The sequence below is a fragment of the Actinomadura parmotrematis genome (assembly GCF_019458805.1).
GTDB lineage: Bacteria > Actinomycetota > Actinomycetes > Streptosporangiales > Streptosporangiaceae > Spirillospora > Spirillospora parmotrematis.
Window position 1 is genome coordinate 274,966 of record NZ_JAIBOA010000001.1, and the last position, 20,507, is coordinate 295,472.

Annotated in this window: 22 protein-coding genes; 11 read left to right on the forward strand and 11 right to left on the reverse strand. The window is 76.8% G+C overall.

The genetic code is table 11. The features are described from left to right. Window position 1: 1 nt before the first annotated feature. From K1Y72_RS01195 to K1Y72_RS01215, 5 genes are all read left to right on the forward strand, one after another. On the forward strand, window positions 2-823 hold the full coding sequence (locus K1Y72_RS01195; protein WP_220162342.1) for a siderophore-interacting protein: 822 nt from the start codon (window positions 2-4) through the stop codon (window positions 821-823). Next, window positions 823-1,845 carry a FecCD family ABC transporter permease gene (locus K1Y72_RS01200; RefSeq protein ID WP_220162344.1) on the forward strand — a complete coding sequence of 341 codons (1,023 nt, stop codon included), beginning with the start codon at window positions 823-825 and terminating at the stop codon, window positions 1,843-1,845. The genes K1Y72_RS01195 and K1Y72_RS01200 overlap by 1 nt, the downstream gene beginning before the upstream one ends. After that, on the forward strand, window positions 1,842-2,891 hold the full coding sequence (locus tag K1Y72_RS01205) for a FecCD family ABC transporter permease (protein ID WP_220162346.1): 1,050 nt from the start codon (window positions 1,842-1,844) through the stop codon (window positions 2,889-2,891). Before K1Y72_RS01200 ends, K1Y72_RS01205 begins: the two co-directional genes overlap by 4 nt. Beyond that, window positions 2,884-3,717, forward strand: a complete 834-nt coding sequence (locus K1Y72_RS01210) for an ABC transporter ATP-binding protein (protein ID WP_372452810.1) — start codon at window positions 2,884-2,886, stop codon at window positions 3,715-3,717. The genes K1Y72_RS01205 and K1Y72_RS01210 overlap by 8 nt, the downstream gene beginning before the upstream one ends. A gap of 151 nt (window positions 3,718-3,868) precedes the next feature. Further along, on the forward strand, window positions 3,869-4,552 hold the full coding sequence (locus tag K1Y72_RS01215) for a hypothetical protein (protein ID WP_220162348.1): 684 nt from the start codon (window positions 3,869-3,871) through the stop codon (window positions 4,550-4,552). Window positions 4,553-4,598: 46 nt separating this feature from the next. Here the strand turns inward: K1Y72_RS01215 and K1Y72_RS01220 are convergent, their stop codons facing one another. The 5 genes from K1Y72_RS01220 to K1Y72_RS01240 all read right to left on the reverse strand — a co-directional run bounded on the left by K1Y72_RS01220 (window position 4,599) and on the right by K1Y72_RS01240 (window position 9,062). Beyond that, window positions 4,599-5,939, reverse strand: coding sequence for a cation:proton antiporter (locus K1Y72_RS01220; RefSeq protein WP_220162350.1), 1,341 nt, complete (start codon window positions 5,937-5,939; stop codon window positions 4,599-4,601). A 148-nt stretch (window positions 5,940-6,087) separates the two neighbouring features. Further along, window positions 6,088-6,726 carry a Pr6Pr family membrane protein gene (locus K1Y72_RS01225; RefSeq protein WP_220162352.1) on the reverse strand — a complete coding sequence of 213 codons (639 nt, stop codon included), beginning with the start codon at window positions 6,724-6,726 and terminating at the stop codon, window positions 6,088-6,090. Window positions 6,727-6,730: 4 nt separating this feature from the next. Then, window positions 6,731-7,564 carry an ABC transporter permease gene (locus K1Y72_RS01230; protein ID WP_220162354.1) on the reverse strand — a complete coding sequence of 278 codons (834 nt, stop codon included), beginning with the start codon at window positions 7,562-7,564 and terminating at the stop codon, window positions 6,731-6,733. Further along, window positions 7,561-8,589 (reverse strand): ABC transporter ATP-binding protein, encoded by a 1,029-nt coding sequence (locus K1Y72_RS01235; protein WP_220162356.1) that lies wholly within the window; start codon window positions 8,587-8,589, stop codon window positions 7,561-7,563. Before K1Y72_RS01235 ends, K1Y72_RS01230 begins: the two co-directional genes overlap by 4 nt. Window positions 8,590-8,687: 98 nt before the next feature. Next, window positions 8,688-9,062, reverse strand: a complete 375-nt coding sequence (locus K1Y72_RS01240) for an FKBP-type peptidyl-prolyl cis-trans isomerase (RefSeq protein ID WP_220162872.1) — start codon at window positions 9,060-9,062, stop codon at window positions 8,688-8,690. A gap of 684 nt (window positions 9,063-9,746) precedes the next feature. On the opposite strand from K1Y72_RS01240, the gene K1Y72_RS01245 reads away from it, so the two are divergent. The 3 genes from K1Y72_RS01245 to K1Y72_RS01255 are packed head-to-tail and all read left to right on the forward strand — an operon-like array spanning window position 9,747 to window position 13,573. After that, window positions 9,747-10,907 (forward strand): CaiB/BaiF CoA transferase family protein, encoded by a 1,161-nt coding sequence (locus tag K1Y72_RS01245; RefSeq protein WP_220162358.1) that lies wholly within the window; start codon window positions 9,747-9,749, stop codon window positions 10,905-10,907. Next, window positions 10,907-12,301, forward strand: a complete 1,395-nt coding sequence (locus tag K1Y72_RS01250; protein ID WP_220162360.1) for an acyl-CoA synthetase — start codon at window positions 10,907-10,909, stop codon at window positions 12,299-12,301. The genes K1Y72_RS01245 and K1Y72_RS01250 overlap by 1 nt, the downstream gene beginning before the upstream one ends. 9 nt (window positions 12,302-12,310) lie before the next feature. After that, entirely contained in the window at window positions 12,311-13,573 is a 1,263-nt protein-coding gene (locus tag K1Y72_RS01255) for a YncE family protein (protein ID WP_220162362.1), read from the forward strand. A gap of 21 nt (window positions 13,574-13,594) precedes the next feature. Here K1Y72_RS01255 and K1Y72_RS01260 read toward each other — a convergent pair whose 3' ends face one another. Together K1Y72_RS01260 and K1Y72_RS01265 are read right to left on the reverse strand one after the other, a co-directional pair. Beyond that, window positions 13,595-13,993 carry a hypothetical protein gene (locus tag K1Y72_RS01260; protein ID WP_220162365.1) on the reverse strand — a complete coding sequence of 133 codons (399 nt, stop codon included), beginning with the start codon at window positions 13,991-13,993 and terminating at the stop codon, window positions 13,595-13,597. 36 nt (window positions 13,994-14,029) lie between these two features. Beyond that, window positions 14,030-14,650: a TetR/AcrR family transcriptional regulator gene (locus K1Y72_RS01265; protein ID WP_220162367.1), complete on the reverse strand. Its 621-nt coding sequence runs from the start codon at window positions 14,648-14,650 to the stop codon at window positions 14,030-14,032. Between the two features lie 82 nt (window positions 14,651-14,732). On the opposite strand from K1Y72_RS01265, the gene K1Y72_RS01270 reads away from it, so the two are divergent. Then, entirely contained in the window at window positions 14,733-15,368 is a 636-nt protein-coding gene (locus K1Y72_RS01270; protein WP_220162369.1) for an NAD(P)-dependent oxidoreductase, read from the forward strand. Between the two features lie 19 nt (window positions 15,369-15,387). On the opposite strand, the gene K1Y72_RS01275 is transcribed toward K1Y72_RS01270, so the two are convergent. Continuing rightward, window positions 15,388-16,179, reverse strand: a complete 792-nt coding sequence (locus K1Y72_RS01275; protein WP_220162371.1) for a carbon-nitrogen hydrolase family protein — start codon at window positions 16,177-16,179, stop codon at window positions 15,388-15,390. 34 nt (window positions 16,180-16,213) lie between these two features. On the opposite strand from K1Y72_RS01275, the gene K1Y72_RS01280 reads away from it, so the two are divergent. Continuing rightward, entirely contained in the window at window positions 16,214-17,380 is a 1,167-nt protein-coding gene (locus tag K1Y72_RS01280) for a pyridoxal phosphate-dependent aminotransferase (protein WP_220162373.1), read from the forward strand. Here K1Y72_RS01280 and K1Y72_RS01285 read toward each other — a convergent pair. After that, window positions 17,377-17,772 (reverse strand): hypothetical protein, encoded by a 396-nt coding sequence (locus tag K1Y72_RS01285; RefSeq protein ID WP_220162375.1) that lies wholly within the window; start codon window positions 17,770-17,772, stop codon window positions 17,377-17,379. The genes K1Y72_RS01280 and K1Y72_RS01285 overlap by 4 nt on opposite strands. Window positions 17,773-17,934: 162 nt before the next feature. On the opposite strand from K1Y72_RS01285, the gene K1Y72_RS01290 reads away from it, so the two are divergent. Then, entirely contained in the window at window positions 17,935-18,630 is a 696-nt protein-coding gene (locus tag K1Y72_RS01290; RefSeq protein WP_220162378.1) for an SseB family protein, read from the forward strand. Here the strand turns inward: K1Y72_RS01290 and K1Y72_RS01295 are convergent. Both K1Y72_RS01295 and K1Y72_RS01300 read right to left on the reverse strand, forming a co-directional pair. Continuing rightward, entirely contained in the window at window positions 18,627-19,379 is a 753-nt protein-coding gene (locus tag K1Y72_RS01295) for an SCO6745 family protein (RefSeq protein WP_220162380.1), read from the reverse strand. The genes K1Y72_RS01290 and K1Y72_RS01295 overlap by 4 nt on opposite strands. A 33-nt stretch (window positions 19,380-19,412) precedes the next feature. After that, on the reverse strand, window positions 19,413-20,438 hold the full coding sequence (locus K1Y72_RS01300; RefSeq protein WP_220162382.1) for a DUF2332 domain-containing protein: 1,026 nt from the start codon (window positions 20,436-20,438) through the stop codon (window positions 19,413-19,415). Window positions 20,439-20,507 lie beyond the last annotated feature (69 nt).

Here is a 20,507-nt window from a genome sequence, read left to right on the forward strand (position 1 = left end):
CATGCCCCTCACCGACCGGCGCGTCCGCATCGTCGAGCACCCGCTCACGCCGCGGCTGACCGAGGTCAGGCGGGTCGAGCGGCTCACGCCCGCGATGGTCCGCGTCACCCTCGGCGGCCCCGCCCTCGACGGGTTCCACGAGATGGCGCCCGCCGACCACGTCAAGCTGTACTTCGCGCAGGGCGACGACCCCGTGCCCGTCCCGCCCCGCATCCGCGCCGACAGCCTGGAGGACCCGCTCCCCGGCGCCCCCGAGCCGATCATGCGCGACTACACCGTCCGCTACCACCGGCCGGACGCGCAGGAACTCGACGTCGACATGGTCCTGCACGGCGACGGCCCCGGCTCCTCGTTCGCGGCGAAGGCGGCGCCCGGCGACCTCGTCGGCGTGCTCGGCCCGCGCGGCTCGGAGATCGTCCCCTACGTGTGGGACTGGTACCTGCTCGGCTGCGACGAGACCGGCCTGCCCGCCCTCGGCCGCTGGCTGGAGGCGCTGCCCGCCGGCGTCCCGGCGTTCGCGTTCGCCGAGGTCGCCGGCCCGCAGGAGGAGCAGGAGCTGCGCAGCGACGCCGACGTCACCCTCACCTGGGTGCACCGGGACGGCGCCCGCGCCGGGCGGAGCGGCGCCCTGGAGGAGGCCGTCCGCGGCTTCCGCCCGCCCGCCGGCGACGGCTACGCCTGGTTCGGCGCCGAGGCGACCACGCTGAAGCCGATCCGCCGCTTCGTCCGCAACGAGATCGGCCTGCCCAAGGAGCAGGCCGACATCGACGGCTACTGGAAGGCCGGCGTCGCCGACCACGACCACCACGACGGCCTGGACTGATGCGCACGACCCTTGCCAGGGGCCGCAACAGGGGCGGCCTCGCGGCGGTCGCCGTCCTCACGGCGCTCCTCGGGGCCGTCGCGCTGCTCAGCCTCGCCGTCGGCGCCAAGGGCATCGCGCCCGGCGAGGTCTGGCGGGTGCTGCTGCACCGCGACGGCTCCGACGACGCCCTGGTGGTGTGGGACCGGCGCGTGCCGCGCACCCTGCTCGGCGTCGCGGCGGGCGCCGCGCTCGGCCTCGCCGGCGCGCTCATGCAGGCGCTCAGCCGCAACCCGCTCGCCGACCCCGGGCTGCTCGGCGTGAACGCCGGCGCCGCGGCCGCCGTCGTCGCCGCCGGGACGGTGCTGCCCGCCGCCGGCGCCGGCTCCACGCTCTGGTTCGCGTTCGCCGGCGCCGCCCTGGCCACCGCGATCGTGTACGCGCTCGGGCGCGGCGGCGGGGCCCGCCGCGCCACCCCCGTCCGCCTCGTCCTCGCCGGGATGGCGACGTCGGCGGTGCTGGCCTCCCTCACCGCCGCCCTCACCCTCGTCGACAACGACTCGGCGAACCGGCTGCGGTTCTGGACGGTCGGGTCGCTCGCCGCCGCGAACGGCCGCGAGGTCGCGATCGTCGCGCCGTTCATCGCGGCCGCCGCCGTCGTCGGGGTGTCGCTGAGCGCCCGGCTGAACGCGCTCGCCCTCGGCGACGAGGCGGGCCGCGCCCTCGGCGTGAACCCCGGCCGCGTCCGGTTCGCCACGCTCGTCGCGGTGACGGTGCTCTGCGGCGCCGCCACCGCCGCGATCGGCCCGATCACCTTCGTCGGGCTGATGGTGCCGCACGCCGTCCGCCTGTTCACCGGCCCCGACCAGCGGTGGGTGCTGCCGGTGTCGATGCTGCTCGCGCCCGTCGTGCTGCTCGCCGCCGACGTCGCCGGCCGCGTCGTCGCCCGGCCCGGCGAGCTGGAGGCCGGCGTCGTCACCGCGTTCGTCGGCGCGCCGGTGTTCATCCTGCTGGTGCGGCGGCGCAAGGTGGCCGAGCTGTGACCGCCCCGGCCCCCGCCCCCGCCGCGCCCGCGCCCGTCCGGCGCCGCCCGGCGCGGCCGCGCGCCCGCCCGGCCGCCGTGACGGCGCTGCTCGCCGCCGTCCTCGCCGGCGTCGTGGTGGCGGCGCTCGGGATCGGCGACTTCGCGCTCAGCCCCGGCCAGGTCGTCGCGACGCTGTTCGGCGGCGGCCCGCCCGGCGCCGGGTTCATCGTCATGGACCTGCGGCTCCCGCGCGTGCTGGCCGGCTGCGCCGTCGGCGCCGCCCTCGCCCTCGGCGGCGCCATCTTCCAGAGCATCACCCGCAACCCGCTCGGCAGCCCCGACATCGTCGGGTTCACCGTCGGGTCGGCGTCCGGCGGCATCGTGGCGATCCTGCTGTTCGGCGGCGGCGCCCTGCAGATCGCCTGCGGCGCCGTCGGCGGCGGCCTGCTCACCGCCCTCGCGGTCTACCTGCTGGCGTTCCGCGACGGCGTGCACGGCCTCCGGCTCGTCCTCGTCGGCATCGGCATCAGCGCCATGCTGGAGGCGCTGAACGCCTTCCTGCTCAGCCGCGCCGAGGTGAACGCGGCGCAGAGCGCGTCGGCGTGGCTCGTCGGCAGCCTGAACGCGCGCGGCTGGGAGAGCCTCCGGCCGCTCCTCGCCGTGCTGGCGCTGCTGCTGCCGTGCGCGGCGCTGCTCGCCCGCGACCTGCGGATGCTGGAGCTCGGCGACCCGACGGCGGGCGCCCTCGGCGTGCGGGTCGAGCGGTCCCGCCTGGCGATCATGGCGGTCGGGGTGGCGCTCACCGCCGCCGCCACCGCGACCGCCGGGCCCGTCGCCTTCATCGCGCTCGCCGCGCCGCAGCTCGCCAAGCGCCTCACCCGGGCCCCCGGCCCGAACCTGCCGGCCGCCGCCCTCATGGGCGCGGTCCTGCTGTCCGCCAGCGACATCGCCGCGCAGCGGCTGATCGCCCCCACCCAGCTGCCCGTCGGCGTCATGACCGGCTTCGTCGGCGGCGTCTACCTGGGCTGGCTCATGCTCACCGAATGGAGGGCCGGACGTGCCTGACCCGCACCCGCCCGCGCCGCGCACCCGGCTCGCCGCCCGCGACCTGGCGGCCGGCCACGGCGGGCGGACCGTCATCGAGGGACTCGACCTGGAGATCCCCGACGGCTCGTTCACCGTGATCGTCGGCCCGAACGCCTGCGGCAAGTCCACGCTGCTGCACACCCTGGCCCGCGTCCTCGCGCGCCGCGCCGGGACCGTCCTGCTGGACGGCGCCGACATCGCCCGGCTGCCGTCCAAGCAGGTCGCCCGCACCCTCGGGCTGCTCGCCCAGCAGCCGGTCACCCCCGAGGCGATCACCGTCGCCGACCTGGTGTCGCGCGGCCGCCACCCGCACCGCCGCCCGCTGCGCGGCTGGACCGCCGAGGACGAGGACGCCGTCGCCCGCGCCCTCGCCGCCACCGACACCGCCGCGCTCGCCGAGCGTCCCGTGGACGAGCTGTCGGGCGGTCAGCGCCAGCGGGTGTGGCTCGCGATGGTGCTGGCGCAGGAGACCCCGATCCTGCTGCTGGACGAGCCGACGACGTTCCTCGACATCGCCCACCAGATCGACGTGCTCGACCTCTGCGCCGGGCTGCACGAGGACCGCGACCGCACGCTCGTCGCCGTCCTGCACGACCTGAACCACGCCTGCCGCTACGCCACCCACCTGGTCGCGATGCGCGACGGCGCGGTCGTCGCGCAGGGCCCGCCCGCCGACGTCGCGACGCCCGAGCTGATCGAGGCGGTGTTCGGGCTGCCCTGCGAGGTCGTCCCCGACCCCGTCACCGGGACGCCGCTGGTCGTGCCGCTGTCGCGCCGCCACGTCCGGCACGCCACCGGCACCTGAGCCGGGCGGGGAGCGGGGGAGGGGCGGGCGCAAGGAAGGTTGCGTCCGCAAGCAAGTTGTTGATCTTGTGGGGCGGGCCGGGCTAGGTTGGCGCGGTCCGGCCAGTTGATCTTCCCTGACGCGCCCGCCCCGCGGGCCGAGGAGGTTCGCCATGCGCCCCACCCCTGCGCGCCCGCCCGCCCCGACCCGCGCCCTCGCCCTGGCGGCGGCCGCCGCCGCGCCGCTCGCGCTCGCCGCCCCGGCCGCGCACGCCGCCACGACGACCTGGAAGGTCGTCAACCCCGCCGCCGACGGCCGCTACGCCTCGACCACGACCGCCGGCCTCACCGCCAGGAACGCCGCCGGCAAGACGATCTTCACCTGCGCGGAGGCGTACCAGCAGGGCACGCTGGCCTCCGTGACGTCCACCGCCGCGTCCCCGCTGCTCGCCAAGGCCGACTACACGGCCGCGACCAGCGCGACGGCGTGCAAGGGCCCCAACGGCGAGCAGGGCATGCTCCTCGGCGGCACCATCGCCAGTATCGGCGTCGTCTACTACAGCCCGACCGGCTACGACGCGGCGACCGGCACCACCAGCCTGATCGGCAAGAAGAGCGTCCCCATCGGCATCTCCTTCCTCGCCGACGACTGCCGCTTCGACTTCGACAAGATCACCGCCACGTACACCAACGGCACCCGCGTCCTGAAGTACACCGGCGCGGTCGCCCACGCCTACACCAACACCAACGCCGACGGCTCGGTCGGCTGCCCCGGGGTGACCACCGGCGGGACGCTCACCTTCACCGGCGGGTTCACGCTGGACTCCGCCGTCACCATCACCCGCACCACCGCCTGACCGGGCGCCCCGGGGAGGCCCGCCGCCTCCCCGGGGCCGCCGCCCGTCAGGCGGGGGAGGCCGTCCCGGCGGGCTCGCGGACCGCGGCGGGACGGCCGCGCTCGCGCTCCTCGTCGGACTCCTCCAGGTGCGCCATCGAGCGGCGCAGGACCGGCGGCGCCATCACCGACGTGACCACCGCGATCAGCACGATCACGGTGTACATCTCCGGCGGCAGCACGCCGAGCCGGAGCCCCACCATCGCGATGACCACCTCGATGACGCCGCGCGCGTTCATCCCGGCGCCGAGCGCGAGGCCCTCCCAGTGCCCGAGCCGGCTGAGCCGCGCCCCGGCGTAGGCGCCGGCGAACTTGCCGGCGATCGCCGACGCCAGCAGCACCGCCGCGGCGAGCAGGACGACGGGGCGGGCGAGCGCGGTGAGGTCCATGCGGAGGCCCGCCGTCACGAAGAACACCGGCGCGAGCACGTTCATGACGGCCGCGTCCAGCGCGGGCATCCGGCCGACCCCGTCGGGGCCGCCGAGCACGACGCCGGCGAGGAACGCGCCGAACACCGCCTCCAGCCCGAGCGCCTGCGTCCCGGCGGCGGCGAGCAGGACGAGCCCGACCACGATCGCCGAGCAGGCGGCGTCGCCGAGCCGCGGGCGGACCGTGCGGAACGCCCGGCGGGCGAGCGGCCCGGCGAGCAGCGCGAGGGCGAGCACGAGCGCGACCTTGGCGACGGCCCAGAGCACCCCGCCGGTCTGGACGCCGGTCGTCGCCATCGCCGACACGACCGACAGCAGGATCCAGCCGATCAGGTCGTCGATGGTGACGGCGCAGAGGGTGAGCTGCCCGACGTCGCGGTGCAGCATGCGCAGTTCGAGGAGGGTCTTGGCGATGACGGGGATGGCGCTGATGCCGAGCGCGACGCCGAGGAACAGCGCGAACGTGCCCCGGTCGACGCCGTCCGGGACGAGCGTCGCGGGCAGCAGCAGCCCGCAGGCGACGCCGAGCGCGAGCGGCACGACGATCCCGAACCCGCTCACCCGCGCCGCGGTCGCGCCGCGCCGCCGCACCAGGCCGAGGTCCAGATGCGCGCCGGTGAGCCCGACGAGGAGCAGCACGCCGAGCTGCCCGACGGCGTCCAGCAGGTGCATCTGCTCGACCTCGTGCGGCAGGATCCAGCCGCTGAACCCCGGCAGCAGGTGGCCGAGCACCGACGGCCCGGCGAGCACGCCCGCCGTCAGCTCGCCGACGATCGGGGGAAGCCCGAGCCGGACGGCGATCCGGCCGAGCGCGAACGCCAGCAGCAGCAGGCCGCCGACCTGGAGCAGGAACACCTCCAGGTGGTGCGGGTCGAGGTTGGCGATCGGCCGGTAGTCGGCCGACAGGGGGGAGGCGGGCACTGCTCATCACCTCGGGGTTCCCGGGCGGCCGGCCGCGCCGGCCTGCGCCGCCGCCGGCGGCCCGTCGGGTAGGACGGTCCTCGAACACCCCGAACGGTAACTTAGGTATGCCTAACCTAACAAGGGTGGGGTGCCGGCGGCCCGCCCGTCAGGACGTCTCGCGGACCCAGGACGGCACCCCGGCGAGCCGCTTCCCGAGCCGCAGCAGGCGCCGCCGCAGGTCCGCCCAGACCAGCAGCGCCGCGGCCGCCGCCGTGAAGATCCCGGCGAGCAGCAGCGCGTACCCCGCGACGGCCGGGTAGCCGTACCGGTCGGCGTTCAGGAACGGGTAGGGGTACCAGCGCGTCCGCGCGCCGTGCGCCAGCACGTAGCCGAGGTAGCCGAGCGGCACCGCCAGCCACGCCAGCAGCGTCCGCCAGGGCGGCAGCCGCCGGACCGGGGTGAACAGCAGCCAGTCGAGCGGCAGGGCCACGGGCATGAGGCGGTGCTGCACCCAGCCCGGCCAGTTGGCGACCTCGCCGCCGAGCAGCAGCGCGTACACGACGCCGGTGATCGCCAGGTAGAGGGCGGCGGCGCCGCGCAGCCGGTCCAGGGCCGCGCCGCCGCGCCGTCCCGGCAGCGCGCCCGCGAGCAGCACCAGGCCGCCGAGGCAGTTGCTGAGGTTGGTCCAGTAGCTCCAGAAGTCCACCGCGTCGAGGCCCGGCCTGCGGAAGGCGTAGGCGACCGCGACCGTCCCGAGGGCGAGGAGGCCGCAGCCGGCCCGCCAGGCGGTGACGAGGCCCCGCATCCGCTCAGGCGTCCCGGGACTGGAAGACCGCCAGGGCGGCGGCGCAGACGACGGCGGTGTAGAGCGCGAACACCGCGAGGCCCTGCCAGGGCGGCAGCACCCCCGACTGCTCGACCGGCACCAGGATCGCGCTGCCGGCGTTCGACGGCAGGTACTTCGCGACCGTCTCGCCCCACTGCCCCGGCAGGAACCCGCCGACGATGCCGAGGACGAACAGCACGATGAACACCACGACGACCGCGCCCGCGGTGTGCCGGACGATGACGCCGATGCCGAGCGCCATCAGCGCGATCAGCGCCAGGTAGACGCCGCCGCCCGCCACGGCGCGCAGCACGCCGGGGTCGCCGAGCGAGCCGCTGATGTCCTTGGTCGCCAGCACCGCCTGGCTGAGGAAGAACGACAGGAACGACACGGCCTCCCCGACGACCAGCACCACCCCGCCGAGCACCAGCGCCTTGGCCGCCAGGTACACCGGACGGCGCGGGACGGCGGTGAGCGAGGTGCGCATCATCCCGGTCGTGTACTCGGCGGTGACGACGAGCACCCCCAGCACCCCGAAGATCACCATGCCGAAGTAGAACGCGATCTGCATGGGCGAGGTCGGGGCGACGTCGGCGCGGGCGTCGGGCGAGAGCTGGTCATAGGTGCTGGTGAACGCGAACGCCCACAGCACCGAGAAGCCGATGACGACGAGGGAGCCGGCGAGCAGCGTCCAGAACGTGGACGGCACCGTGATGATCTTCGTCCACTCCGAGCGGAGCACGTCGGCGAAGGACGCGCGCGGCCGCCCCGGATCCGGCTCGGCGGTGCCCGCGGTGGCGGTGGTCGCGGTGCTCATGCGCGGTGCCCTCCTCCGTGCAGGTCGTCCCCGATCGTCGGCGGGGGCGGTGGCGGCGCCTGCGGCAGGCCGCCGCCCGCCGCCGGTGGGCCGTCCCCGGAACCGGCGGCGGGCCGCGCCGGGCCGCCCGCGTGGTACTCGACGGTGTCGCCGGTGAGCTGCATGAACGCCTCCTCCAGCGACGGCTGCACGGGCGACAGCTCGTGCAGCCGGAACCCGTGGTCGGCGGCGACGTCGCCGATCTGGTCCGCGCTCGCGCCGTAGACGCGGAGCGCCTGGTCGGCCTCGACCTCCACCCGCCAGTCGCGGGCGGCGAGCAGCGGCCCGAGGTGCCCGGCCTGCGGGGTGCGCACCAGCACGTGGCTGGTGGCGTTGGCGTCGATGAAGTCGCGCATCCCGGTGTCGGCGAGGATCCGGCCGCGGCCGATGACGACGAGGTGGTCGGCGGTCAGTGCCATCTCCGACATGAGGTGGCTGGACACGAACACCGTGCGGCCCTCGGCGGCCAGGTTCCGCATCAGGTTGCGGATCCACAGGATGCCCTCGGGGTCCAGGCCGTTCACCGGCTCGTCGAACATCAGCACCGGCGGGTCGCCGAGCAGCGCGGCGGCGATGCCGAGGCGCTGGCCCATGCCGAGCGAGAACCCGCGCGAGGGCTTGCCCGCGACGCTCTCCAGCCCGACCAGGGCGAGGACCTCGTCCACCCGCCGCTCGGGGATGCCGTTGCTCTGCGCCAGGCAGCGCAGGTGGTTGCGGGCGCTCCGGCCCGGGTGGACGGCCTTGGCGTCCAGCAGCGCCCCGACCTCGCGGAGCGGCGCGCCGAGCTCGGGGTAGCGGCGCCCGCCGACGGTGACGTCGCCGGAGGTGGGCCGGTCCAGGCCGAGGATCATCCGCATCGTGGTCGACTTGCCGGCGCCGTTCGGGCCGAGGAAGCCGGTGACGTGGCCGGGCCGCACGGTGAAGTCGGCGTGGTCGACGGCGGTCCGGTGTCCGTACCTCTTGGTGAGCCCGCGCGCCTGGATCATGTACGACCGATACCGACGCGGCCGCCCGGGGAAACGGCCGGGCGGGCAAGCGGAGGGGATTTCGGCCTCCGTTTGCCCGCCCTTGACGCGCGTGGACGCTAGCTCACGCCGAGCAGGTCCACCACGAAGATCAGCGTCTCGCCGGGCTTGATCGCCGGGCTCGGGCTGCGGTCGCCGTAGGCCAGGTGCGGCGGGATGACCAGCTTGCGGCGGCCGCCCACCTTCATGCCCTCCACGCCCATGTCCCAGCCCTTGATGACGCGGCCGGCGCCGAGCGGGAAGGCGAACGCCTCGCCGCGGTTCCAGGACGCGTCGAACTCCTCGCCGGTGGAGAAGGAGACCCCGACGTAGTGCACCGAGACGGTGGAGCCCTTGGTGGCCTCCGCGCCGTCGCCGACGGTGAGGTCGGTGATGTCGAGGTAGGGGGACGGCTGGCCCTCGGGGAAGTCGATCTCAGGCCGTTCAAGCGCCATGCTGCGGTTCTCCATGCTGGTGTCGGCGGTTCGGACGGCGTCCAGCTTGGCACATCCCGCCGGGTCCCGAAGGGCGGTGCCGCCGGGAAGGGCGGTGCCGTCCAGCAGGACGTCGGCGCGGTCGCGGGTGCGGTCGGCGGCGAAGTGCGCGGCCTCGCGCCCGGCCCAGGCGTCCCACGCCGCCGCGTGGGCGGCGCCGTCGCGGGCGAGCGCGCGGGCGCGGCGGACGGCGCGCGGCGCGTCCACCCAGATCCGCAGCGCCGCCGGCGACCCCCGCCAGGCCGCGCCGACCCCCTCGACGACGAGCGCCGGCGCCGGCGGGACCTCCTCCGCCGGCCCGTGGGCGCCGCTCCGCCAGTCGTAGCGGCGCAGCCGGCCGGGCCGCCCGGCGGCGAGCGGGTCCAGGACGGCGGCGCGGAACGGCGCCCACCAGGCGAGCGGGTCGGCGTCCCACGGCACCGGGAAGTCGTCGGCGCCGACGAGCGGGGCGCCGCCGAGCGCGGCGGCGAGGCGCGCCGCGAGCGTCGACTTGCCCGCGCCGCTCGGCCCGTCCACCGCGACCAGCCGGACCGGCCCGACCGACGGCGGCCGGGCGAGGGCGCGGGCGGCGAGGGCGGGCCAGGTGGGGGAGGCGGCGGGCACCCCGGCATACTTCCAGCGGAACCGCCGGAAGGAGCCCCCGACATGCCCGGTCCGCTCGAAGGCGTGGTGGTGGTCGACCTCAGCCGGGTCGTCGCCGGGCCGCAGGCCACCATGGCGCTCGCCGACCTCGGCGCCCGCGTGATCAAGGTCGAGCGGCCCGGGACCGGCGACGAGACGCGCGGCTGGGGGCCGCCGTTCGTCGACGGCGTCAGCACCTACTACCTGTCGGTCAACCGCAACAAGGAGTCGATCGAGCTCGACCTGAAGGCGGACGCCGGCCGCGCGGTGCTGGAGCGGCTCGTCCGGCGCGCCGACGTGCTGGTGGAGAACTTCCGCACCGGCGTCATGGACCGCCTCGGGCTCGGCACCGCCCGGCTGCGCGAGCTGAACCCCCGCCTCGTCGTGCTGTCCATCACCGGGTTCGGGCACGACGGCCCCGAGGGCGGCCGCCCCGGCTACGACGCCATCGTGCAGGCCGAGGCCGGGATCATGGCGGTGACCGGGCCGCCCGGGGCGCCGAGCAAGGTCGGGCTGTCCATCGCCGACATCCTGGCCGCCCACAACGGCGTCGCCGGCGTGCTCGCCGCCCTCTACGAGCGCGAGCGCACCGGCCGCGGCACCGTCGTGCGGACGTCGCTGCTCGCCTCGGTCGTCGCCGCCCACATGTTCCAGGGCACCCGCTGGACCGTCGCCAAGGACGACCCCGAGCCCGTCGGCAACGACCACCCCTCGCTCGCCCCCTACGGCACGTTCGCCTGCGCCGACGGCGCCCTGCAGATCGGCGTCGCCAACCAGGACCTCTGGCGCCGCTTCGCCCCGCTCGTCGGCCTGGACCCGGGCGACCCCCGCTACGCCACGATCCCCGACCGGACGGAGCGCCGCGCCGAGCTCGCCGCCGACATCGAGCGGGCCCTCGCCGCCGGCACCCGCGCCGAGTGGCTCGCCCGGCTCGCGGAGGCGGGCGTGCCGGCCGGGACGATCCGGACGGTCGGCGAGGTGTACGAGTGGGCGCAGACCCGCTCGCAGGGCCTCGTCGTCGAGGTCGAGCACCCCGACCTCGGCCGCGTCGAGCTGCCCGGCCCGCCGCTCCGCTTCGACGGCGCGCCGCCGCGCGCCCACACCGCCCCGCCGCGCCTCGGCGAGCACGGGGACGCCATCATGGCCTGGCTGGACGAGCCGGACGAGCGGGACGGGGACCACTGATGGAGCTGCTCGGAGGCACCGGCGCCGACCTGCCGAACGCGGTGCGCGTCGGCGAGCGCGGCCTGTCGCGCGGCGAGCTGCTGCGCTGGGCGTCGGCGGTCGCCGCCGAGATCCAGGGCGCGCCCGCCGTCGCGGTGCACGCGACCGCCTCGCCGGAGACGATCGCCGCCGTTCTCGGCGGCCTGCTCGCCGGCGTGCCGGTGGTGCCGCTGCCGCCCGACTCCGGCCCCGCCGAGCGCGCCCACATCCTCGGCGACTCCGGCGCCCGCCTGGTGCTCGCCGCCCGCGGCGCGCACGAGCCCGCCGACGGCGAGCCGCCGCTCGTCCCGGTCGACGCGCTGCCCCGCGACGGCGCGCTCGCGCACGCCGAGCCGCCCGCGGACGCGACCGCGTTCGTCCTCTACACCTCGGGCACCACCGGCGCGCCGAAGGGCGTGCTCCTCTCGCGCGGCGCCGTCGCCGCCGGCCTCGACGCGCTCGCCGAGGCGTGGGCGTGGACGCCCGGCGACACCGTCGTGCACGGGCTGCCGCTGTTCCACGTGCACGGCCTCGTCCTCGGCGTCCTCGGCCCGCTGCGGGTCGGGTCGCCGCTGGTGCACACCGTCCGGCCGCGCCCCGAGGCGTACGCGGCGGCGGGCGGCTCGCTGTACTTCGGCGTCCCGACCGTCTGGTCGCGGGTCGCCGCCGAACCCGGGACCGCGCGGGCGCTCCGCTCGGCCCGGCTGCTGGTGTCGGGCAGCGCGCCGCTGCCCGTCCCGGTGTTCGAGCGCCTCGCCGAGCTCACCGGGCAGAGCCCGATCGAGCGCTACGGCATGACCGAGACGCTCATCACCGTCAGCACCCGCGCCGGCGGCGAGCGCCGCGCCGGGCACGTCGGCCTCCCGCTGCCCGGCGTCCGCACCCGCCTCGCCGCCGAGGACGGGACGCCCGCCGCGCACGACGGCGAGACGCCCGGCGAGCTCCAGGTCCGGGCGCCGATGCTGTTCGACGGCTACCTGAACCGGCCCGAGGCGACCGCCCAGGCGTTCACCCCCGACGGCTGGTTCCGCACCGGCGACATCGCCGTGATCGGCGCCGACGGCTGGCACCGCATCGTCGGCCGCGCCTCCACCGACCTCATCAAGAGCGGCGGCTACCGGATCGGCGCGGGCGAGGTCGAGAACGCGCTGCTCGCCCATCCCGCCGTCCGCGAGGCCGCCGTCATCGGCACCCCGCACGCCGACCTCGGCGAGCAGGTCACCGCCTACGTCGTCGCCGACGGCGCCACCGAGGCCCAGCTCATCGCCTTCGTCGCCGCCTCCCTGTCGGCGCACAAGCGCCCCCGCACCGTCCACCTGGTGGAATCGCTGCCGCGGAACGCGATGGGCAAGGTGGTGAAAACCCGGCTCGGTTAAGGTCGTCGCGTGGACGTTCACGCGTGCGGTCATGTGGCGCATGCCGGCGACATCCGGCTGTGCCGCCACCTGCTCGGCCCGAAGGGCGACGAGCAGGACCACCTGCGGCTGCTGCGCGGGCGCGGGCTGGAGTACGACCTGTGCTGCCCGGCGTGCGACGAGGCCGGCGACCCGGTGCTGCTGGAGGCGTGCGAGGGCTGCGTCGACCGGGTCGACGGGGAGGGCGGCGCGCTCGTCGGCTGGCGCGGCGAGCCCGGCGTCCGCGAGCGGCCCGAGCCGGTGGCCGCCGGCCTCGTCCGCACCCCGCTGCCCGGCGCGCTCGGCGTCCCGGTGGACGTCGCCCCGATCGCCGCCGCGCCCGGCTCGCAGTGGCTGCTCCTCACCGCCGCGGGCGAGATCGTGCGGTTCGACGCCGGCACCGGCGAGCAGCGCGTCGTCGGCACCGACCCCGTCCCCGCCGAGCCGGACCGCAAGCCGTGGGCCGGGCACGCGCTGCGCCGCGCCCTGCACGCCTCGGCCGACGGCGCGTTCGCCGCCGTCGTCAACGACCACGGGCGGCACGGCGCCGTCGTCGACCTCGCCACCAACGCCGTCACCCTCACCCTGGACGGCGGCGACCACCGCCCCGAGACGGTGCCGTTCTCGCTCGCGTTCGCCGAGCACGCGGGCCGCACCGTCGTGCTGCACCGCACCGCCTGGAACCGCCTGGACGCCGCCGACGCCGCGACCGGCGCGCCCCTCACCGACCGCGCGGGCGGCGGGCTCGACTACTTCCACGGCGCCCTGCACGTCTCCCCGGACGGCCGCCGCGTCGCCGACGACGGCTGGGTGTGGGCGCCGGTCGGCGTCGTCGCCGCCTGGGACCTGGAGCGCTGGCTGGACGGCCACCCCGGCGAGCCCGAGGACGGCGCCTCCCTGCGGCGCCTCTGCCGGCGCCACTACCTGTGGAACGTCCCGATGGCGTGGATCGCCGGCGACCTGCTCGCGGTGTGGGGGATCGGCGAGGACGAGATCGCCATGCTGGACGGCGTCCGGGTCTTCGACACCGTCACCGGCGACGAGGCGCTCGCCTTCCCCGGGCCGCGCGGCCGGCTGTTCGCCGACGACCGGCGGCTGTACGCGGCGGCGCCGGGCGGCCTGGAGGTCTGGGATCCCTACACCGGCGAGCGCACCGGGGCGGTGCCCGGCTTCGTCCCGTCCTGGCACCACCGCGGCGCCGGGGAGCTCGCCGCCGTCGTGGACGGCGAGCTCGTCCGCTGGCCCACCGGCTGACACGGCCCCGGCGGGGCGGCGTCAGAGCGGCAGGCGCAGGGTGGTGACCGGGCCCGCGCACGTCACCTGGACGCGGCCGCCGAGGCGGTGCGCCGGCGGCCGCTGGGCCGGCACGGCCCGCCCGGCCGGCGCCTGGAACCGGCAGACGAGCGCCGCGCGCCGCGGCCCCGTCCGCTGCGGCCACACCCGCACCGTCGCGCCCCGGCCGGCGGTGCCGAGCCCGGCCGCCACGTCCCCGGCGGCGATGACCAGCAGCGCGGCGCTGTTGCCGATGACGCCGTGCCGGGCGGCCTCCGCCGCGACGAAACCGCACACCAGGGCCGGGTCGCCCCGGTACTCCAGGACGGGCGTGCCGGGCGGCGGGCCGTCTCCCGTGCCGGGGTCAACGGTGGCGTCGGCACCTTCGGAGCGGGCGTGCATCGTCGTCGCGGTCCCTTCCTCGTCGGTGAGCCGAGGTTACCGAGAGTCACCGCCGGGCGGCGGGTCATCGTGCGGGCCGCGCGTCGCGCCCGGCGGGAGCAGGGCGGGCAGCAGCGGCGCGACGAGCGCGGCGGCGGCCTCCTCGGACGCGGGCGGGTCCTCGGCGACGTAGGCGAGGAACCCCTGCTGGAAGCAGGCGCCGAGGAGCAGCGCGGCGGCCGCCGCCGGGTCGGCGCCCGCCGCGACCCGGCCGAGGTCCCGCTCGGCCTCCAGGTAGGCGGCGAGGCGCCGCACGGGCTCGTGCGGCCCGGCGCCGTAGGAGCGCATCCCGTCGCGGGTCGCGGCCATGAGCGCGGGCTGCGAGGCCATCGAGGCCATCATCGGGAAGCTCTCCCGGTAGAACCGCAGCCCGTCGCGGGCCGTGGCGACCAGGTTGGCGCGGACGGTGCCCTCGCCGGGCACGAGCGCGGCGCCCATCGGCGGCATCCGCTCCTTCAGTACCTTGAGCAGCAGCTCGTTCTTGTCGCGGAAGTGCTTGTAGAGCAGCGCCTCGGAGTAGCCGGCGGCGCGGGCGATCTCCTTGGTGGTGGCGCGGGCCGCGCCCTGCCCCCGCATGATCTCGGCGGCCGCGTCGAGGATGCGCTCGCGTGCGTTCATCGTTCCCTCTTGACGGGTGGGTGAGTACTCACCCACCCTAGGGGTTAGTGAAGACTCACACACCCCTGGACGGAGGAATCCCATGCGACTGACCGTGATCGGCGCGACCGGCGGCATCGGCAAGGAGGTCGTGCGGCAGGCGCTCGAACGGGGCCACGAGGTCACCGCCGCCGTCCGCGACCCGGACGGCCTGCCCGCCGGCCTGCGCGAGCGCGCCGAGGTGGTGCGCGCCGACGTCCTGGACCCCGACGCCCTCGCGCCGCTGGTCAAGGGCCGCGACGCCGTCATCAGCGCGCTCGGCACCCGCACCCGCGGCCCGGACACGATCCAGGCCGACGGCGCGCGCAGCGAGGTCGCCGCCATGACCGCCGCGGGCGTCCGGCGGCTGCTGCTGGTCGGCGCGGCGGGCGCGGTCGACGACCCCGCCGACGGGCCCTTCACCCGGTACGCCGTCAAGCCGCTGCTCCAGCGGATCCTGCGGGACAACTTCCTGGACCTGGCCGAGGGAGAGGAGATCGTCCGCCGCTCGGACCTGGACTGGACGATCGTCCGCCCGCCGCGCCTGCTGGACCGGCCCGGCAAGGGCGCCTACCGCAGCGCCGTCGGCGGCCTCGTGCGCGGCGGCCGCAGCATCGCCCGCGCGGACGTGGCGACCGCCCTGCTGGACTTCGTCGGCAACACCGGCACGCACCGCAAGGCCGTCGGCATCGCCGACTGACGCGCGGGACCGCGCCGCGTCAGAGGACGTCGCGGCGGCGGTGCGCCAGCGACGGCAGGCGCTCGCGGACGCGGCCGGTGACCCCGGGGTCCAGCTCGGCGACCCGGACCCCGGGGAACGGCCCGAGATCGGCGAGCACCGCGCCCATCGGGTCGACCAGCAGGCTGCGCCCGACGCCGCCGGGCGCGCCGCGCGGCGGCCGGGAGGCGTCGGGGGCCTTGTCGACCGCGACCACCCAGGTGGTGTTCTCGATCGCGCGGGCCCGCACCAGCGTCGTCCAGTGCTCCTCCTTGAACACCCCCTGCGCCCAGGCCGCCGGGACCGCCAGGATCTGCGCGCCGTCGTCGACCAGCCGCCGCGCCAGCTCGGGGAAGCGCACGTCGTAGCAGGTCACGATGCCGATGCGGGTGCCGGCGAGGTCGAGGACGACCGGCCGGTCGCCGGGCGCGACGTGCTCGGACTCGCGGTCGCCGAACGCGTCGAACAGGTGCAGCTTGCGGTAGGAGCCGGCGAGCGTCCCGTCGGCCTCGATCCCGACGACGGTGTTGTGCACGCGGCCGCCGCCGGCCGGCTCGAACACCCCGGCGATCACGGCGGTGCCGTGCGCGCGGGCCGCCTCGCGCAGCGCGGTGACGAATGGGCCGTCGAGGGGCTCGGCGAAGCCGGCGAGCTCGTTGCCGAACCGGACCTGCGACGCCTCGGGGAACACCGCGAGGTCGGCGTCCGGCGCGGCGGCGAGCGCCCCGCGCATCCGGTCGAGGTTCTCCTTCGGGTCGTCGCCGACCTCGATCTGACACAGTGCCACGCGCATGCCCCCATTCTGCACGCCTGGCTAGGGTGGGGCCGTGACGGAACCGCTCGTATCGCGCATGCAGGGCTTCGGGACGACGATCTTCGCGGAGATGTCGGCGCTCGCCGCCGCCACCGGCGCGATCAACCTCGGCCAGGGGTTCCCCGACACCGACGGGCCGCCCGCCATGCTGGAGGCGGCCGTCGAGGCGATCCGCGGCGGCGGCAACCAGTACCCGCCCGGCCCCGGCCTGCCCGAGCTGCGCGAGGCCGTCGCCGAGCAGAGGAAGGCCCGCTACGGCCTGGACTACGACCCCGCGGCCGAGGTGTACGTCACCGTCGGCGCGACCGAGGGCGTCGCCGCGTCCGTCATGGCGCTCGCCGGACCGGGCGACGAGGTGATCGCGTTCGAGCCGACCTACGACTCCTACGCCGCGACCGTCGCGCTCGCGGGCGCGACGCTGCGCCCGGTGCTGCTGCGCCCGGTGGACGGCCGCTTCACCTTCGACCCGGGCGAGCTGCGCGCCGCCGTCGGCCCCCGCACCCGGCTGATCCTGGTGAACTCGCCGCACAACCCGGCGGGCACCGTCTTCACCCGCGCCGAGCTGGAGACGATCGCGGACGTCTGCCGCGAGCACGACCTCACCGCCGTCACCGACGAGGTCTACGAGTACCTCACCTACGACGGCGCCGAGCACGTCCCGCTCGCGACCCTGCCGGGGATGCGGGAGCGGACGGTGACGGTGTCGTCGGTCGGCAAGACCTTCTCGGTCACCGGCTGGAAGACCGGCTGGGTCACCGGCCCGGCCGCGCACGTGCGGGCGGTGCAGACCGTCAAGCAGTTCGTCACCTACGCCACCGGCGGGCCCTGGCAGCACGCCGCGGCCTACGCGCTCCGCAACGAGCTGCCGTGGGTCGCGGACCTGCGCGCCTCCCTGGAGGGCAAGCGCGACCGGCTCGTCACCGGCCTGGAGGCCGCCGGGTTCACCGTCCACCGGCCGCAGGGCACCTACTTCGTGCAGGCCGACATCCGGCCGCTCGGCTTCGCCGACGGCATGGAGCTGGCGCGGGCGCTGCCCGAGCGGGCGGGCGTCGTCGCGATCCCGACACAGGTGTTCTACCAGCGGCCCGAGGCGGGCGCGCACTTCGTCCGGTTCGCGTTCTGCAAGAAGGACGAGGTCATCGACGAGGCCGTCCGCCGCCTGACGGCCCTCGGCGGCTAGACCGGCTCGGCGGGGGCCTTGGCGGGCGCGGCGTTCAGGCGCGCCAGCCGGTCCAGGGCGTGCAGGTAGGCGCTCAGCCGGTTGCGCGACCACACCAGCACCGCGCACGCCAGCAGCACCGGCGCGAGCCGCGCCATCTCGCTGCCGCCGCCGGTGAGCTGCACGACCAGCGTCCCGACCACGACGATCGCGAGCGTCGCGGCGGCCGGGATGAGAGAGTGCCGGCGCGGCGAGCGGGCCAGCATCATCCGCGCGTAGGCGACGCCCGCGCCGGCGGCGTCCCGGTCGGGCCAGGGCTCCTCGGCGGCCAGCATCTCCCGGCGGGTGGCCCGGGGCAGGGCCCGCCAGGCGGCGCGCGCCTGCCGGTCGGACGGCACGGGGGACGGCTTCACGGGGCCTCCGGGGAAAAATCGGATCTTTCGTGCTCGGAAGTGTAAACGGCGCGGCCGTTCCGGTCCGGCGCCGCCGGCCCGCCCGGCCGCCGGAGGTCACGGTTCGCGCTCCGTGACGAAGTAGTCGCCCGCGGCGGTCGGGGGAGGCTATAGCCTCGTCGCGTGTCCGGAAAGACCATTCCCCAACCGCAGTTCCCCACCGACGACGGGGCCGCCGACCCGCGGCTGGCCGAGGCGCTGGCGGGCTACGCGGAGGGCCGCTCCGGGGAGTACCCGGTGCTGCACGCCCTGCAGCACGCCCGGCTGCTGGTCCCGGTCGTCGCCGTCCTCACCGAGGAGGAGGAGGTCGCGCCGGGCGAGCTGCGCCGCGAGAAGTCCAGCGACATGGCCGTGCCGACGCTGACCGGCGCCGACGGCCGCCGCGGCGTGCTCGGCTTCACCACCATGAACGCGATGCGCGCCTGGCGCGCCGACGCCCGCCCCGTCGCGGTGCGGACGCGGCAGGCGTGCCAGGCCGCCCTCGACGAGGACGCGCAGGCCCTGGTCGTGGACGTCGCCGGGCCCGTCCCGTTCGCCGTCGACGGCCTCCGCCTGCACCTGCTCGCCGAGGGCCGGCCCGTCCCGCCGCCGCACGAGGACCCCGAGATGCTCGCCGCCATCGAGGCCGCGTTCGGCTCCGACCCGAGCGTCACCGGCGTCCGCCTCGACCGGGGCGTGTCCGCCGAGCTCGCCGTCCGGTTCGCGGTCGTGCCCGGCCACGACGAGCGCGCCACCGTCCAGCGCGTCTCCGACCGCCTGGCCGAGGTCCTGCGCGGCCGCATCGTCGGCGGCGTCGAGCTGAACCTCGTCCGCCGCTAGGCGCCGCCGCCGAGGGCGAGGTGCTCGGCCTCGGTGACGAGGGCGGTCAGCTCCTCGCCCTCGGCCTTGTCCAGGACGGCGAAGGCGGGGGCCATCAGCGCGTCGGTCAGGCGCTCGGCGTCGGCGTGGCGGCGGCGGTCCTCGTCGGTCGGCGCGGGGTAGGGGCGCGGCCAGCCGAAGAACTCGGCGTTCGGCTCGCCGGAGGGCAGCAGCGGCGAACGGCCCGTGAGGATCGCCTCCAGCGGGGACTGCCCGCTCGCCAGCACCGCCGCGATGTGCAGGCCGCCGCGCAGCTCGCGGAGGACGTGGGCGAGCTGGACGGCGCGGGCCGGGGCGTCCTCGGGCAGCGGGACCGCCCGCCAGCCGGCGAACACCGGCGCGCCGAGCACGCCGGCGCCGTCCACGACGCGCTGGAGGAGCTCGGCGAGGCGTTCCGCGCCGGCGAAGTCCGCCAGCGTCCGGCGCCCGTACTCCTGGGCGGCGACGGCGTAGCGCGCCGCGGCCTCCGCCGCCGGGACGCCGGCGCCCGCCTCCCAGGCGGCCCGGACGACGCCGGCGGGGAAGAAGCCCGCCGCCGACGCGACGACGTCGGCGTCGACGTCGCCGAGGACGCCGAAGCGGCCCCGGAAGTAGGGCGCCCAGCCGGTGAGGCGGAGCGCGTCGCCGAACGCCCGGGCCTCCCGGGAGATCATGAACGCTCCGCCCAGCCGCCCCACCGGGAGCGCCACCGCCGCCGCGATCTCCGCCATGCCGACCGTCCTCTCGCTTGACCGAACGGCATTCTAGCGCCAGGCGGTGGGCAGCCCGTGGGGCGGCGCGTCCGCGAGGACGCGGCGGGCGGGGGCGTGCGGCCACAGGCGGAGGGACAGCACCGGCGGGACCTGCGCGTCGGTCTCGTCGGCCGGCTCGAACGCCAGGTGCGCGACCGACGCGTCCCGGGCCGCGAGGGCCGCCGCGCCCGCGACGGCCTCCGCCACGCCGGCGCGCTCGGCGGCGGGCAGGTACTGCCACATGACCGAGTGCCAGACGACGGTGACGGCGCCCGCGCGCGGCTCCAGGCCGCGCAGGAACTCCGCCGCGCCCGCCCGCACGACCTCGGCGGGCACCTCCAGCGCGACGGCGCGGGCGGCGTCGAGCCGCGCCACCCGCTCCGCCTGGTCGGGCCAGACGTAGGACAGCAGCGTCACCCGGTCGGCCGGGTCGACCGGCGCGAGGTCGCAGCCGGACCGCTCGGCGATCTCCAGCGGGGCGTCCACGGGCGGCAGCGCGGGCCCCCGCCAGGCGCCCGCCAGCACGACGGGGGAGTCCGCCGGGCCGTGGGAGCCGCCCGGGAAGGTGTAGCGGAACCGGTCGGCGCGCAGGTTGAGGCCGGCGCTCGCGCCGATCTCCAGCAGCCGCACCGGCAGGCCGGTGAGCCGCGCCGTCTCCAGCAGCCCGGCGGTCAGCGCGGCGGCCCGGCCGACCTCGTTGGTCTGCGGCGCGACGGCGAGGCCCGCCCGCACCTCGTCCGCGTGCGCGAGCGCCGTCGCGCGGAACGCGGGCCAGGCGCCCGCCGGGCCGGCGGCGCCGCCCGCCGTCGGGTAGTGCGCGGCGAGCCCGGGGGCGCGGCCCTCCAGGACGATCCGGTGGACCGTCCCGAGCAGGCGGAGCGCCGGGACGCTGAGATCGGCGCCGTCCAGCAGCGCGCAGATCTCGGCGTCATCGGCGGCGCGGTCCAGCAGCTCCGCGTACAGGGGCGAGCCGAGGACGGCGCAGGCGCGGGCCTGCTCGCGGAGCAGGGCGGACGGCGAGGGCAGGGGAGAGGCCACGCCTGCATGATCCCTTATTTCGGTAAGGCGGCGGCGTGGCGGGGCCCCCGCCCGCGGCCGCCGCCTAGC

What these genes read in the sequence shown, in the direction of transcription:
- K1Y72_RS01195 (WP_220162342.1), top strand. Translation starts at nt 2, where the DNA reads ATGCCCCTCACCGACCGGCGCGTCCGCATCGTCGAGCACCCGCTCACG.
- K1Y72_RS01200 (WP_220162344.1), top strand. Translation starts at nt 823, where the DNA reads ATGCGCACGACCCTTGCCAGGGGCCGCAACAGGGGCGGCCTCGCGGCG.
- K1Y72_RS01215 (WP_220162348.1), top strand. Translation starts at nt 3,869, where the DNA reads ATGCGCCCCACCCCTGCGCGCCCGCCCGCCCCGACCCGCGCCCTCGCC.
- K1Y72_RS01225 (WP_220162352.1), bottom strand. Translation starts at nt 6,726, where the DNA reads ATGCGGGGCCTCGTCACCGCCTGGCGGGCCGGCTGCGGCCTCCTCGCC.
- K1Y72_RS01230 (WP_220162354.1), bottom strand. Translation starts at nt 7,564, where the DNA reads ATGAGCACCGCGACCACCGCCACCGCGGGCACCGCCGAGCCGGATCCG.
- K1Y72_RS01235 (WP_220162356.1), bottom strand. Translation starts at nt 8,589, where the DNA reads ATGATCCAGGCGCGCGGGCTCACCAAGAGGTACGGACACCGGACCGCC.
- K1Y72_RS01240 (WP_220162872.1), bottom strand. Translation starts at nt 9,062, where the DNA reads ATGGCGCTTGAACGGCCTGAGATCGACTTCCCCGAGGGCCAGCCGTCC.
- K1Y72_RS01245 (WP_220162358.1), top strand. Translation starts at nt 9,747, where the DNA reads ATGCCCGGTCCGCTCGAAGGCGTGGTGGTGGTCGACCTCAGCCGGGTC.
- K1Y72_RS01250 (WP_220162360.1), top strand. Translation starts at nt 10,907, where the DNA reads ATGGAGCTGCTCGGAGGCACCGGCGCCGACCTGCCGAACGCGGTGCGC.
- K1Y72_RS01260 (WP_220162365.1), bottom strand. Translation starts at nt 13,993, where the DNA reads ATGCACGCCCGCTCCGAAGGTGCCGACGCCACCGTTGACCCCGGCACG.
- K1Y72_RS01265 (WP_220162367.1), bottom strand. Translation starts at nt 14,650, where the DNA reads ATGAACGCACGCGAGCGCATCCTCGACGCGGCCGCCGAGATCATGCGG.
- K1Y72_RS01270 (WP_220162369.1), top strand. Translation starts at nt 14,733, where the DNA reads ATGCGACTGACCGTGATCGGCGCGACCGGCGGCATCGGCAAGGAGGTC.
- K1Y72_RS01275 (WP_220162371.1), bottom strand. Translation starts at nt 16,179, where the DNA reads ATGCGCGTGGCACTGTGTCAGATCGAGGTCGGCGACGACCCGAAGGAG.
- K1Y72_RS01295 (WP_220162380.1), bottom strand. Translation starts at nt 19,379, where the DNA reads ATGGCGGAGATCGCGGCGGCGGTGGCGCTCCCGGTGGGGCGGCTGGGC.